Raw genomic sequence first — 13,961 nt, forward strand, 5'->3', positions numbered from 1 at the left:
TCTTGACAATCTGCCGTATTAAATTGCTATTCTCATTTACGTTATCGCCGCCTCTCGGTTAATTACCGTTTTCTGGTTTTATCTGGACGATACCGTTTTTAGCGACAGGCTAATGGGAAAATGATCCGATGAGTGAATATCGCTATGCACATGCACATCCACCACCTCTAAGCCACGGCAATAAACATGATCAAGATGTTTAAAAAAATGGCTTAGTCGTGGATGACGAACCAACTTGACTTCTTCTAAAAAAAGCGAGATCGCAAGCTCATTAAAATATGCCAACCTCTTTCTATTCCAAGTATTAAAATCGCCAGCCAATATAATCGGACCATTATGATTTCTCAAAACTTGAAAAACTTGATCCAAATGGGTTTTAAATTTTTTCAAAGACACAAAGTTGATAATGTGAGTATTCACCACCAGCAATGGAAGCTCATTACAAGACTTATCGACGCTGGCAATCGGATACTCAGTCGCCAATAACATCTTTTTGGTTCTTGTTATGGGCTCACTGTAGGGAGAAGCAGAACAAAAATATTTATTGGCGGTGACGGATGATCCGGTTTTAATACCTGTTTCAACACTGGTTTGCAGATTTTTAAAACTGCGCGCCATAATCCATTGATGCTGAGTTGACTGACTAAATATCACATCGAATGGAGAATTAAAAACGGCTTCTTGCAAGAGTACCAAATCTTTGTCATGAATGAGTGTCTGGAAGTCTTCCTGCCACCCCTCTTTGCGGCACTTAAAAATATTCCATAACAACACATCAACGTTTGGCCCCATTACTGCTTTCGATGCGCTCCCCATTATCTTTAGGGATTCTATTTTTCGATAACGACTTTTCATCATGGAATATTCGCCCTTATTAAGAATCGTGCTAGCCATGTCTCACAGGTAAGGCGAGAACAAACGAACCAAATTATTTCGAACTTTTTTATAATTCGGCACAGCCCTAACATCGCTCTCAGTAACCAGAGACGCGTTCTGTTTCTTTTCCAGAAAGAACTCCGTTAACTGCTTATTTAGCCCTGCATCAAAACACTCTAAATTAATTTCGAAGTTAAACTCTAAACTTCTGGCATCCCAGTTTGTCGAACCTATAAACGACCATATATCGTCAATCATCACAATTTTACTATGATCAAAAGGCCGCTTATTTTTATAAATTTGTATTCCATGCTCCATGATTCGAGAAAAATTCGCTTCCATTACCCAATCAATAAACGGAATATTACTGTGTTCAGGCACAATAATTTCGACTGAGACACCACGTAATGCGACCGCATGAAGAGACGTCATCAGCGTTTGGTCTGGAATAAAATAGGGTGTCATAATCTTAACGCTTTTTTGCGCACAACCGAGTGCGCTGATTAACGTCCAATGTATTCTATCATGGTATTCATCTGGCCCATCTTGAACCACTCGGGCAAAAACAGATTTATCGACCATGGACGTCTGCGCGTCTGAACGATACGAAGGAAATTCAATTAACTTACCCGTCGCAAAGAACCAATCTTCGATGAACACTTGGCTAATTTGATCGATAACAGGGCCTGTCACTTTAAAATGGATGTCATCAATGGGGTGCTTAGACGACGAAACCAAGTTGTCTTTACTGACATTCATGCCGCCAATGTAAGCCTCCTCCCCATCGACACACAATATTTTTCGGTGATTCCTTAAGTTAATAAATCGCGTACTGGTGAGTGAAATGGCCGGCAAAAAACGAGCGGTTTTAACCCCGCGTTTTTTTAGGGCTCTATCAGACTTATGCCAACTGTAACCAATGCCCACACCATCCAACAGCACATTGACGATGACACCTCGTTCATGGGCTTTGGCTAATGCATCGACAAATTGATGACCAAGAGAGTCATAATCAAAAATATAACTGGATAAAACAATATGACGCTGTGCACGATCAATGGACTCAATCATCGCCGGATAAGCCATATCCCCATTGATGAGTGGCACCACCCTGTTACCCGCGACATAATTAACAGAGTGAATGGCATATCCAGCAATAATGGCGGAATGCCAATTTTTCGGGAGTTGGTGAAAATCCACCGTCTTTTCTTCTGGACGAAAATCTTGTTTAAGGGTTTGCGGGTGCTCCTTTCGCGCCAAACGCTTGATACGATTGATCCCAAACAGCCAATAGAACAAGCTGCCCACAACGGGTGATAATATAACAAGGCCAATCCAAGCCAGTGATGTGCGTTCGTTCTCCTTAAACAAAAGAACATGCAGTGATGTTATAATCGATAAACCGACATGCAAAACAACAATGATTGTGACTAAATGTAAACCAACCCAACTAAACAACACCTCAAATATATGCATAAACCTCAACTCAAATAGTATCCAGCTAAACCATCCATATCGCGAACATCAGCGACTTCTATCATATCCTTTATAGTGATAAGTTACACGATTAGTCAAATGGATAAAGCACTTTATAAAACAATCACAAAGCACGGGGTTAGGCCCGAAATTAGACCCATAAAGAACGGCAAAACGGATGATAATACGATGACAAATAACCGCAATATTATAGCCAAACTACGCGAGAACATCCCTTCGTTTGCATGCAAACCGGGCTGTCATGACTGCTGTGGCCCCATCACCGCGTCCTCGGAAGAAATGTCGCGCCTTCCCGTCAAAACAGAAGCCGAACACAACGCTGCCTTAGCCGATTTTAACTGCGTACACCTGGGGCCCAATGGCTGCGAAGTTTACGACGAACGCCCACTGATTTGTCGACTTTTCGGCACAACGCCACATCTGGCTTGTCCAAACCACTGTCGCCCTGACACCATGATCGACCCTGACATTGAAGCTCAGGTCCACCACTATATAGCGAATACACGACAAGTACTGGTGTAACCTTTCAGTGTTCACTTTTAAAAGTATAAATACAGCCAATAAAAGAAAAAATCATCCCGATAATGGCACCAAGCTCAGGCAGTGTTCTGAATAAAGAATAGGCAATAATTGGCTCAACGAGCAGCATGCCAAAGATGGAGACAACCACAACGAGCCAGATAGACTCAAACGCTTTGATGCCATAGGAATATCCCAATAGTACTAGAATACCTCCCACCAAAATGATGGGTAAGTTATCAAAAAAGATATCGAAAAAAGTATCTTGATGTATGGCAAGCTGGTGTGCGGCATTCATTTCGGCAAACACAAAAGCGCTTTCGCCCACGATCAAAATCAAAGAAGCAACTATTTTTCCAAACATTGGAAATATCCTTATATTAAAGCAGCATGGCACTTAAAAGGCCGAGTACAGCAAACACCAAGGATTTTTTGGTGGCGGAATCTGGTGCATAGCGATATATACCGTAGGCAATAATGGGCTCAATAATGATAACCAAGGATGTGGATATAACATTAACCACCCAGATGGATTTGTATTCTTCAATGCCAACCATAAACCCCAACAGCAATAAGCTCCCAGCAGCGGCCATTAGCAATATCATGGCGAGCAGGAACAGTAATCTGTGTTGACTATTTTCAGTCTGAAACTTATGGGAAACAGCAAGTTCTGAATAAATCACCAACAACTCACCCAAAAAGATAAAGACAAGTGAAAAAACGGCCATTTTGAATTCTCCTAGGAATCCAAAGAGTTAAATGCACAAAGCACGAATTAGCACAATAGAGAATAAATGACCAAAGGCGCTTCCAAGTGTTTCTTAAACATTAGATCATTACGAATAGCTGAATCAGTAACCGGATGATTATCATCCCAAATGCTCCTTATTTCAAAGGATGATTTGACTCATTATCAGGCTAATACCGCTTGAATCATGCCCAACGATTCGTCTAACTCCCTGGCTTCAGGTTGCGTATCGAAAAGCGCACACAGTTCATCTATCTTATTCCTAGAAAACGCTCCCGTCTTAGTCACGAGTAACTGATTCATTATGCCGTCTTGGTCAAACCTCATTCGGATGTCTCCACTCACCCAGTGAGCGATACCCTATCGTATATAAATTAGTCTTATGACAATTCAAAACGAAATGTATACTCTAACTGTTTGTTATATGATGAGTTGTCTATCACAAAAGTAGAGTGCGCTATGGGTACAAAAGTTGTTGCTTTGATGTTGTTGGGAATGAGTTCTTATACATTTGCTGCGAGTGCTAGCCACGACGTAAAACTCGGTATTTATGCCTCGTCTATTACTTATAAAGAACCTAGTGTTATGACAGAAAAAGGCCTGATGACAGGTTTGAAGGGGCAAATTTCTCTGCGCAACAATGACCGGGCTATCTTGCTAGACCTAATGTATTCAGAAGGCGATGTGGATTACGACGGTAGCGGAAAGTTGAACAACATACCAGACAGCATATTAGAAGTGCGAGGCATGTTGGGCCGTGACTTATATCTTCAGTCTGGTTACAGAGTCACCCCTTACATTGGTTTGGGCTATCGTAATTTAAACGATAACTCCAAAGGCATGATCACAACAACCAATCATATTGGCTATGAACGAGAACAGGTGTACTGGTACAGCCCAATAGGTATTGAGATTCAAAATGGTGTCCTAAGTGGAAATTGGCGTCTTGGCGCTAGATTGGAATACGATTATTTTATCGCTGGTAGAAATCATACCTATTTAGGCTATATTCCAGGCAAAAATGACCTTCACTTCAAACAAAATAGTGGATCTGGCTACAGGATGAGCCTCGATTTTACGAGAGCCCTCTCCAATATAACCGCCGTAACGATCCAACCTTTTTACAAACATTGGGATGTAAAGCAATCAAACACGGGAATAAGCGGTGGAAAAGTATATGTTGAGCCGGATAATAACTCGACCGAATGGGGTGTCGGTTTATTACTGTCTTTTTGAGGCGAAAATCTTTCATTCTCCTCATACAATAAAATGCGAGTCATAAATCTGACAAGACAAATGACTACACTGTATTAGGGTGTTCTTGATTTCCTCCCTCTTTCACTGGCATGAGTCGAGATTTAATGATGAAAAAACAATTGTTCCACACCGTGTTTTTCGGTCTACTGCTTAGCTCCGCTATGACGGCCCAAGCACTTGAAATAGGCACTAAAATCAACACGCCTTGCCCCTTTGGAGAATGCTCAAATGGGTTTGAACTGTCTTATTTTGGTGAAGTGGATGTACCAACTGACACGTTTTTTCAGAATGTAGAAGTCGGTGGACTCTCTGGGATCGACTATGACCCCAAAACGGGCCATTATATTGCCATTTCCGATGACCGATCAGAAAAGGGACCTACTCGTTTTTATACTCTGAGTCTGGATTTTGCCAAAGAGGGTCTTAAAGCGGTTCATATCCTCAAATCCACCACACTCCTCAATAAACAGGGCAAACCATTTGGCAAAATGATGGCAGACTCTGAATCTATCCGAGTATTCCATGGTAAAGTCCTTTGGACAAGTGAAGGCTGGGGTAGCCATGGCATGCCACCTTTTGTTCGCATCGCCGATATGAATGGCCGCTTTATAAGGGAGTTTACTCTGCCTAAAGGCTTTGCACCGACCAAGGATCATCACTCTGGTATTCGGGATAATCTCGCTTTTGAAGGTTCCACCATCTTGCCCGACGGTGACATTTTGATTGGCATGGAAACCGCTCTCTACCAAGATGGTCCTATTTCCAGTCTATTGCATGGTAGTCTCGCTCGAATTATTCGCTACGATGCTCAAACAGGTAAACCTAAAGCAGAGTATGTTTATCCTGTCAGCCCTATTCCTCAAGCGGCAGCAACAGCCAAGGGGGGAAATGATAATGGAGTATCGGAAATTTATGCTCTAGATAACACCCACTACCTAGCACTAGAGCGTGGTTGGGCTGAGGGCGTCGGCAATTATGCTAAGCTGTTTTTGGTGGACATTCGTGGCGCCACCGATGTATCTAACATCGCCTCCTTAATCCACAGCAAACAACGTATCGTCCCGGTTCGCAAAACCCTAGTTCTCAACATTCGTGCTCTAGGGATTAAGCCAGATAATCTAGAAGGCATTACCATTGGCAAAACGAAAACAGGTCAGGAAGTGTTGATTATTGAGGCAGATAATAACTTTAATAAACATGAAACCAATCAGTTTCTAGCCTTTAAAGTACTAAAACGTCCTGGCAGCGATCTATCGGAGAACTAACAAGCAAAGCGTTTTTCTCCCTTCGACGCGAGGCCATTATGGCGGATTAAGCGATTTTTCCCCTAAAAAGGACAATTAACGCACTATAAAAGAGCAAGTTTCATCTTGGTAAGCACTGTTTTAAATCAAACGTATCGAATACGGTCAAGATAGCTTTGCTCTTTGACACGGCTTTGGTAAGCCATTGGTGTGCTATTAACCAGCTTTTTGAACTCTCTAAGGAAGTGTGGTTGATCACTAAAACCAAGATCACAGGCAAGGTCTGAGAAGGTGAGTTGGTCATTGTGATTGATATTATAGACGGCGGATTGGCAGCGAATAATACGACTAAAGGCCTTTGGTGACATGCCTAAATCCGCTTTAAATTGGCGTTGTATCGTGCGTGTCGAGAAGCCCGTTAAATCTTCCAATTCTTCCACTCGAACACTGCCTTTGGTTTCACAAATCGTCTTCACCGCCTGTACCGTCAAAGAAGAGTATTGACGCGTTTTTTGACCATTGTAAAACTGTTTAAAAAGCGCCACTTGATCGGTGAAATTTTCCTGCTTAACAATACTCTCAAATACTTGATTTGATTCAGGAATCACTTCAATAAAATGATAGTGATGCTCTATTAATTCTTCCGCAGATACCTGCAAAAAATCAGGCACGACCCCCGATGCAAAACGCACACCGAAATAGCGATGAAGGCTCTTCAATTCGATATCAATCGCCGCCATCGGCGTCCCAAACACTTCCGCTGTAGGATGGCTGCTATCGCAGTCAAATAAGATGTCCACACAGCCGTCAGGAATAGCGAATGTCTGTTCGTTAGAGTCATTCGCTTCAAAACTATAATAATGGGAAATGGCCGGATTATCCGATCTAGACAGATAGAAATTTTTCGCTGCACTCATTACCAGCCAAGGTTGCTTAGAGCGGATTTCCGCAAGACGATTTACCAGCGCATGTTTTGACATAACCCCACCCATTAATGAGAACACTTTGTTGTTATATAGCAAACCCAATGCCAAAAAATTGCGGGAAAACTATTTTTATCCATGTCGCAAAAATTCAATACGCCAAACAAAGACCTGACTAGGATCAAATAAATCGTTTCAAAAACCACGCTACAAAAAATAGGTGTTGCTATGTCAGAAGATACTAAGATTGATTTTATTTACCTGTCAGAACAAGACATGATTAAAGCTGGTGTCACGGACATGCCAAGTTGTGTCGATACCATGGAAGAGATGTTCACCCTGCTCTACAAAGGCGACTACCGTATGGCGGGCCCCAATAGCGACTCTCATGGTGCTATGATCACTTTCCCTGACGAATCCCCTTTTCCAACGATGCCAAAACCCACTGCGGACCGCCGTTTAATGGCCATGCCCGCTTACCTTGGCGGTAGCTTCCAAACCTGCGGAGTAAAATGGTATGGCTCCAACATTGCCAACCGTGAAAAAGGCCTTCCACGCTCTATCCTGATGTTTATTTTGAATGACATCGATACGGGTGCACCGATGGCTTATATGTCAGCTAACCTACTATCGGCTTATCGTACAGGCGCAGTTCCAGGTGTTGGCGCTCGCCACCTTGCACGTAAAGACTCCAAAGTCATTGGCTTACTTGGCCCTGGCGTCATGGGCAGAACAGCAGTTGCAGCCTTTATCGCCGCTTGCCCAGGGATCGACACCATTAAAGTAAAAGGTCGCGGTCAAAAAAGCTTGGACGAATTTGTGAAATGGACAAACGAGAATTACCCACAAGTCACGAATATTCAAGTGGTCGATACCCTAGAAGAAGTGGTACGTGATTCCGACATCGTCACTTATTGTAATTCAGGCGAAACAGGTGACCCATCTACTTATCCAATCGTCAAACGTGAGTGGGTGAAACCAGGCACCTTTCTTGCGATGCCAGCTTACTGCAGCTTAGACGATGCCATGGAGCAAAAAGATGTACGTAAAGTCTTGGACAATACTGGCTTGTACCAAGCTTGGTATCACGAAGTACCAAAACCTGCCCACAACTATATTCCACTCCCTGGTGTTCGCTTCATGGACATGATTGAGGAAGGCAAGCTAACGCTAGAAGAGTTGGAAGACATCGGCAAAATCACCGCTGGAGAGGCTCCTGGCCGTCTAAACGATGAAGAAATCATCATCATGTCAGTGGGCGGTATGCCAGTGGAAGATGTGGCATGGGCTACTGTGGTTTACCGTAATGCCATCGAGAAAAATATCGGTGTAAAACTCAATCTTTGGGATACACCAGCGCTTCGCTAACAGCAACGACTCGCTAATAGCGGCTAAGCAAGCGCCTATGTCTAAATAGGGGCTTGCTTACAGCGTATCTCGTTACCAACTTATAAGAGATTTGAGAAGAAAAATGAGCACCATTGTAAAAGTAAAAACCGGTTCTAAGTTTGAAGAAATCGCCAGCTACTCCCGTTTAGTCGAAGTGGATAACTGGATTTTTGTCTCCAATACAGCGGGCCGAAACCCAGTCACGCAAGAAATACCAGAAGACGTGATTGAGCAGACAAAACAAGTCTTCGCCAATATCGAGCGTGCATTATCGACCGTAGATGCATCTCTTGGGGACGTAGTGATGTCCCGTGTATTTATCCAAAACCCAGAAGACACAAACGCCGTCATGGAATTCATCGGCACTCAGTTTAAAGGCGTTAATCCAGCCACAACCGTGACTTGCCCGCCGCTGGGTTCCACTGTCTACAAAGTGGAGCTGGAAGTCACCGCGTATCGTGGTGCAGCCAAAGCAGACGTTCAGGAAATCAAATTGGCTTAACCGGAGTTTTGCATTGCTTATTCTCTGCAAATACTCTCTTTCATCATCTGGAAATGTGCTATGACAAAAACACTCGACGCAATTGAAACACAAGATCAGCTCCCCAAAAGCACCAGTGTGGTGATCATTGGTGGCGGCATTGTGGGGGTCACAGCTGCACTCACCCTTGCTGAACGCAATATCCCAGTGGTGCTGTTGGAGAAAGGTCACATAGCCGGCGAGCAATCTTCCCGTAATCTTGGCTGGGTGCGTAAAACCAATCGCCATTTTGATGATGTGCCTTTGGCCATGCAAGCGGATCGACTATGGGCAGAGATGCCAAACCGCATAGGCCAAGAAGTTGGCTACAAACAAGCGGGCATCATGTTCCTTGCTAAAACCCAAGCACAGCTTGCGATGCATGAAAGCTGGCTAAAATCCGTTGAGTCATTAGAGCTCGGTTCCAAAATATTAAGCGCTAAAGAAATCAGCCAAAAAGTACCGGGTGGTCAAGGCCACTGGGAAGGCGGAATTTTCACCCCTTCAGATGGTCGTGCTGAACCTTCGATAGCGGTGCCTGCCATGGCGAAAGCAGCCCAGAAAAAAGGGGCTATTTTGATTCAGCACTGTGCCGTTCGCACCCTCTCCATGAGCGCAGGCAAAGTCTCTGGTGTCGTCACTGAAAAAGGGGAAATCCGCTGTGATCGCGTACTGCTTGCGGGTGGTGCTTGGTCACGTCGCTTCCTCGGCAATTTGGGTGTGTCGCTGCCGACACTACCGTTGATTTGTTCTGTATTTAGAACCAAACCGATGGAAGGCCCGACTGATATCGCCGTGGGCGGTCCTGATTTCTCTTTTAGAAAACATAAAGACGGTGGGTTTATTATCACCCAGCGCGGCAAGCTTGATGCGCCCATTACGCTGGATCACTTGCTGATTGGTCGCCGTTATATGGATCAACTTCGCACTCAACGCGGCTTTTTGAATATTTCTTTTGGTCGTCATTTTATTAAGGACCTTGCCCTTGCTCGACGCTGGGGAGGCAACAAGGTGTCACCATTCGAAAAGATCCGCACCTTAGATCCAGATTTCAATGCCAACCTTAACCAAGATGCGTTCAACAACCTTTGTAATGCTTGGCCCGCTTTTGAAAAAGCCGAGCCAGAAGAAGCTTGGGCAGGTGTGATTGACGTCACCCCTGACTCAAACCCTGTGATTGATCATGTTCAAAAAATCCCCGGATTAACCGTTGCGACAGGTTTTTCTGGCCACGGTTTTGGAACAGGACCCGCTGCAGGGGAGTTAGCTGCGGACTTAGTATCCAACGCAACACCATTAATCGATCCAAGCCCTTATCGCTTTGATCGTCTCTAAAATCGACCTAAGATTTTAATCATAAGAGGAACGGAACAATGAGTGATACATCAACCATAAATTCAATACCGACAAGTCAAGGCATGTCGTCGAGCAGAAAGATCGGTCTGCTCACCATGATGGCAACTTGTATTGGTATGGTTATTGTGCAAGGGGCAATGATTTCTGCGATGCAAGGTATTGGTCTAGGTGGCATGGGCTTTATCTTTGCTATGCTGGCGGCGTTGATCATCGCACAATTTAATGCCATGAGCTTTTCTGAGTTGTCCTTGATGTTTCCACAAGAAGGAACACTGGCGACTTACACGCAAAAAGCCATTGGTCATTTTCCTGCCATCGTTTCGGTGTTTGCAGGCTATGTCGTCGTCGCCACCCTGGCCTTGCCCGTCGAATTATTCCTAGTGGATGCCATGGTTGGTCAGCTGCTGCCTGGCATGTTTCCTGAAAAGCTGATCCCAATTCTGATCGTAGCAATTTTGGCCATTACCAACATTATCGGTACCGATGTTTTTTCCAAAGTTCAGAACGTTTTGGCTTTTGTTATGGTCAGCGCCTTAATTCTTGTTGGTTTAGCGGCCGTTTCAGGCAGCCCAGAACCGCATCCTGTATTAACGGGTGCGACAGTCGATTGGGGCTTCTCTGGGGTAACCAACGGCAGTTTTATTGGTTTAATTGCCTTGGCTATGTGGCTGTTCGTGGGCTCTGAATACATCTGTCCTATGATCAATGAAGTGAAGAACCCAGAGAAAAACATTCCTCTAGCCATGCGTCTTTCTTTGTTCGCTATCTTCTGTATCTTCGCCCTGTTTGTTTACGGCGCGAGCTTATACTTAAATACGGACGAGCTGCTGAAATCCCCTATTCCTTATCTAAATTATGCGAATGCCGTATTTGGTAAAGCGGGGTTAATCATTGCCACCGTTATGGCGTTGACAGCGACCTGTAGTACCGTAAATACCATTTTTGCAGCACTCCCACGTATGCTTCACGGTATGGCACACGACAAACAAGCTTTTCCTATTCTAAAAGCGACCAACCGCTTTGGTTCACCTTGGGTGGGCATTGTGATGATGGCCGTTCTAAGCGTCATTCCTTTTTTATTGATGACTATAGACTCTTTGATTGTCTTTGTAATAGCGGCCACCACAAGTTATTTGTTGGCTTACATCATTGCACACATTGATGTCATCGTCTTGCGTCGCCGTATGCCAAATCACAAGCGCCCTTATCGCACACCTTTCTTCCCAATACCACAAATTCTGGGAATCGTGGCCATGGTGTACGTAGCGCTGAATAACTCTCCGTCACCAGATATGACCAAGATGGTGTATAGCATTGCTGGGGGCATGTTGGTGGTGATTTGTGTGATCGCTGCTCTCTGGGTGAAGTTATATATGAAGCGAGGGCTATTCGAGCCTGATATGGATTAATACTCCCACTTCAAAACGTCAGCTGACTTTTCTAGTCACTGGCGTTTTGCTTTTTCAATATATTGTTATCGCTGTTAAATTAACGGGACCTGCCTATGCTGTTTAGTAAAAAGAAAAACCTTGAGGCTTTGCAAAACAAGTTAGCGGAAGTGAACACTGAAAAAATCGCTTTAGAACAGGAGATTCATCATCTTAAGGAAGAATTACTCCAGCAGAAAGAGAAACATCAAAACACTTCACCACAACAAACGCTTGATGAGCGTTTACTACTCGCCCAGCAACCTCTTCTTAACCAAGCTCTCAATGCGATCACACAAGTTTCTGAATATCTATTTGAGCCCATGAGCGCATCGGAAGGCAGCAACCAAAAAATTGCTGACAACAAATCCGACATTGCTAAACTCACCCTCTCTTTAACGGACATTGCCAACAAAACCCAATCCACTCTTGACGATGTTAACAATCTCAAAAACATTACCAATGACATTAAAAGCTTCACCGACATTATCCAAAGCATCTCTGAACAGACCAATTTATTAGCACTCAATGCTGCCATTGAAGCCGCTCGCGCCGGCGAATACGGACGAGGCTTTGCGGTTGTGGCAGACGAAGTTCGCACTCTGGCTAACAAAGCTCGAGACTCCAGCGAGCAAATTTCGACCTTGGTGCAAAAAATTGATGGCCGTACCAACACGGTCAGCGGGCAAATCGACATACTGTATCGCTCAGTATCAGATGCCAGTCAGAGTTGCGAACAGCTTGATCAATCCTTCCGACTCACCGCACAAGATGCTGAAAAGATGATGTCTGCGGGCTACCATTCCATGGCCTTTGCCCATGGGTCTGCCAGTCTGCTAGAGCTTAACCAATGGCAATCATCCTACCTTATCGCCGCCTTAAGCAACCAAACACCAAGCGCCTTTAGAGACATCAAGGAGACGGATTTTGGTAGTTGGTATTACCAAGGTACAGACAATGAGTTTAACTTCCGTTCACTCTCCGACTTTCTTAAGATTGACAATGAATTGTTTACTTTAAACGAGATAGCAAAGGAGCTGACACAAACTGCAACCCATAGCTCTGAATACTTAGCGCAACGGCAAGAGAACATAGTGCAACACATCATAAACATCTACCAACATATGCAACAGATCCAGAATTACCTATTTAAACAAATCCAAGATTGAAGTAACACTTCTCTTTAGAGACAGAAGTCATCTCCTAGACAAGGTTATCTATGGTTTTTTATTCGCGACAAGTACCGAATGTGAATATTCGGTTTTATATTATTTAAAGAAAATAATATAAATAAGGTAAATATATAATGCGTATTGTACAAAGTAATATAAAGGTTTATTGAAGGCCTTAAGTTTTTTACCGACCACTCTTACTTTATACAAATAAGCAAAAATTTTATTTAGAAATCCGACCTTGTCACCTTTTACATTCTTTGTCGCCGAGGCTGCCAGTAATGTGTAAGACAAAAATTCATTAAACCAATCCACTAAAAATAAATTAACGGGCCGCTTAACATCTAGAAATAGCACAATTCTATTTTGCTCTGTTTTATTTTCGGCATAATGAATAAAAGTCTCATCAAACATAACAGGCTCGCCATCCCGCCAAGAATACTGTATACCGTCAACGACAATATGACAGTCATCAGAATTGGGGGTTACCAAGCCTAAGTGGTAGCGCAACGACCCCGCATAAGGATCTCTATGCTTCACCAGGCGAGCTCCTGGAGGCAACATGGCAAACATGGCCCCTTTCACACCAGGCACACTGGATAGCAGCGCCACTGTATTAGGACATAACCGCTTAGCGGACTTTAGATCAGCGCCGTACCACTTTAAGTAAAAGCGCTTCCAGCCAGTACGAAAGAACGAATTAAAGCCAAGATCATCCAAATCATCAGACGCCTTGATTTGTGCTGAATTATTCAAGACGAGTGCCTCATCACGAATCATTTCCCAGTTGTCTTCTACAACCTTCAGCTCAGGGAATGCTTTAACATCAACAAAAGGGCTCTTTTTAACGCGAGAAAACAGGTAGAATAGACAATTAATTGGGCCTAAGAAATTGGAATGATCGGTAATTCGACGAGATAACTTACTATGCTTAACCACACCACGGTTCTGAACATAAAAAGCGCATATCACGAACAATAGAAAAACAGCAACCCCCATACATACATCCCCCAAGGTATTGAAAACACCTCAA

The 13,961-nt window shown here is 43.8% G+C and carries 15 protein-coding genes; 8 read left to right on the top strand and 7 right to left on the bottom strand.

All coding sequences use genetic code 11. The annotated features are described in order from the left end of the window. Nucleotides 1-78: 78 nt before the first annotated feature. Together AC0VYG_RS16170 and AC0VYG_RS16175 are read right to left on the bottom strand one after the other, a co-directional pair. Nucleotides 79-858: an endonuclease/exonuclease/phosphatase family protein gene (locus tag AC0VYG_RS16170; protein ID WP_475428978.1), complete on the bottom strand. Its 780-nt coding sequence runs from the start codon at nucleotides 856-858 to the stop codon at nucleotides 79-81. Nucleotides 859-897: 39 nt separating this feature from the next. Then, nucleotides 898-2,352 carry a phospholipase D-like domain-containing protein gene (locus AC0VYG_RS16175; RefSeq protein ID WP_475428979.1) on the bottom strand — a complete coding sequence of 485 codons (1,455 nt, stop codon included), beginning with the start codon at nucleotides 2,350-2,352 and terminating at the stop codon, nucleotides 898-900. A gap of 189 nt (nucleotides 2,353-2,541) precedes the next feature. On the opposite strand from AC0VYG_RS16175, the gene AC0VYG_RS16180 reads away from it, so the two are divergent. Further along, nucleotides 2,542-2,895 (top strand): YkgJ family cysteine cluster protein, encoded by a 354-nt coding sequence (locus tag AC0VYG_RS16180; RefSeq protein ID WP_475428980.1) that lies wholly within the window; start codon nucleotides 2,542-2,544, stop codon nucleotides 2,893-2,895. Nucleotides 2,896-2,899: 4 nt separating this feature from the next. On the opposite strand, the gene AC0VYG_RS16185 is transcribed toward AC0VYG_RS16180, so the two are convergent. The 3 genes from AC0VYG_RS16185 to AC0VYG_RS16195 form a co-directional block, all read right to left on the bottom strand. Continuing rightward, complete coding sequence (locus AC0VYG_RS16185; protein WP_199474968.1) at nucleotides 2,900-3,256, bottom strand: hypothetical protein; 357 nt, start codon at nucleotides 3,254-3,256, stop codon at nucleotides 2,900-2,902. A gap of 16 nt (nucleotides 3,257-3,272) precedes the next feature. Continuing rightward, a complete protein-coding gene (locus tag AC0VYG_RS16190) occupies nucleotides 3,273-3,620 on the bottom strand; it encodes a hypothetical protein (protein WP_475428981.1) in 348 nt (115 codons plus the stop codon). Between the two features lie 185 nt (nucleotides 3,621-3,805). Next, a complete protein-coding gene (locus AC0VYG_RS16195; protein WP_475428982.1) occupies nucleotides 3,806-3,943 on the bottom strand; it encodes a hypothetical protein in 138 nt (45 codons plus the stop codon). A gap of 156 nt (nucleotides 3,944-4,099) precedes the next feature. On the opposite strand from AC0VYG_RS16195, the gene AC0VYG_RS16200 reads away from it, so the two are divergent. Beyond that, nucleotides 4,100-4,876 (top strand): hypothetical protein, encoded by a 777-nt coding sequence (locus tag AC0VYG_RS16200; RefSeq protein WP_475428983.1) that lies wholly within the window; start codon nucleotides 4,100-4,102, stop codon nucleotides 4,874-4,876. Nucleotides 4,877-5,001: 125 nt separating this feature from the next. Then, complete coding sequence (locus tag AC0VYG_RS16205; RefSeq protein WP_475428984.1) at nucleotides 5,002-6,162, top strand: esterase-like activity of phytase family protein; 1,161 nt, start codon at nucleotides 5,002-5,004, stop codon at nucleotides 6,160-6,162. Nucleotides 6,163-6,287: 125 nt separating this feature from the next. Here the strand turns inward: AC0VYG_RS16205 and AC0VYG_RS16210 are convergent, their stop codons facing one another. Then, on the bottom strand, nucleotides 6,288-7,121 hold the full coding sequence (locus tag AC0VYG_RS16210; protein ID WP_475428985.1) for a helix-turn-helix domain-containing protein: 834 nt from the start codon (nucleotides 7,119-7,121) through the stop codon (nucleotides 6,288-6,290). A gap of 171 nt (nucleotides 7,122-7,292) precedes the next feature. Between AC0VYG_RS16210 and AC0VYG_RS16215 the strand changes: the two genes are divergently transcribed. The 5 genes from AC0VYG_RS16215 to AC0VYG_RS16235 all read left to right on the top strand — a co-directional run bounded on the left by AC0VYG_RS16215 (nucleotide 7,293) and on the right by AC0VYG_RS16235 (nucleotide 12,925). Further along, entirely contained in the window at nucleotides 7,293-8,432 is a 1,140-nt protein-coding gene (locus AC0VYG_RS16215) for a tyramine oxidase subunit B (RefSeq protein ID WP_475428986.1), read from the top strand. Between the two features lie 103 nt (nucleotides 8,433-8,535). Next, nucleotides 8,536-8,955 (top strand): RidA family protein, encoded by a 420-nt coding sequence (locus AC0VYG_RS16220; protein ID WP_475428987.1) that lies wholly within the window; start codon nucleotides 8,536-8,538, stop codon nucleotides 8,953-8,955. Between the two features lie 60 nt (nucleotides 8,956-9,015). Then, nucleotides 9,016-10,308, top strand: a complete 1,293-nt coding sequence (locus tag AC0VYG_RS16225; protein ID WP_475428988.1) for an NAD(P)/FAD-dependent oxidoreductase — start codon at nucleotides 9,016-9,018, stop codon at nucleotides 10,306-10,308. Nucleotides 10,309-10,346: 38 nt separating this feature from the next. Continuing rightward, the gene (locus tag AC0VYG_RS16230; RefSeq protein WP_475428989.1) at nucleotides 10,347-11,738 is read left to right on the top strand and encodes an APC family permease; all 1,392 of its coding nucleotides are present in this window, start codon (nucleotides 10,347-10,349) and stop codon (nucleotides 11,736-11,738) included. A gap of 341 nt (nucleotides 11,739-12,079) precedes the next feature. Beyond that, on the top strand, nucleotides 12,080-12,925 hold the full coding sequence (locus tag AC0VYG_RS16235; protein ID WP_475432554.1) for a methyl-accepting chemotaxis protein: 846 nt from the start codon (nucleotides 12,080-12,082) through the stop codon (nucleotides 12,923-12,925). Nucleotides 12,926-13,024: 99 nt separating this feature from the next. Here the strand turns inward: AC0VYG_RS16235 and AC0VYG_RS16240 are convergent, their stop codons facing one another. Beyond that, entirely contained in the window at nucleotides 13,025-13,927 is a 903-nt protein-coding gene (locus tag AC0VYG_RS16240) for an aspartyl/asparaginyl beta-hydroxylase domain-containing protein (protein ID WP_475428990.1), read from the bottom strand. Nucleotides 13,928-13,961: the final 34 nt, after the last annotated feature.

This window comes from Marinomonas sp. 63XJN7_7_ISO-PGPR-S23-202, assembly GCF_056173505.1.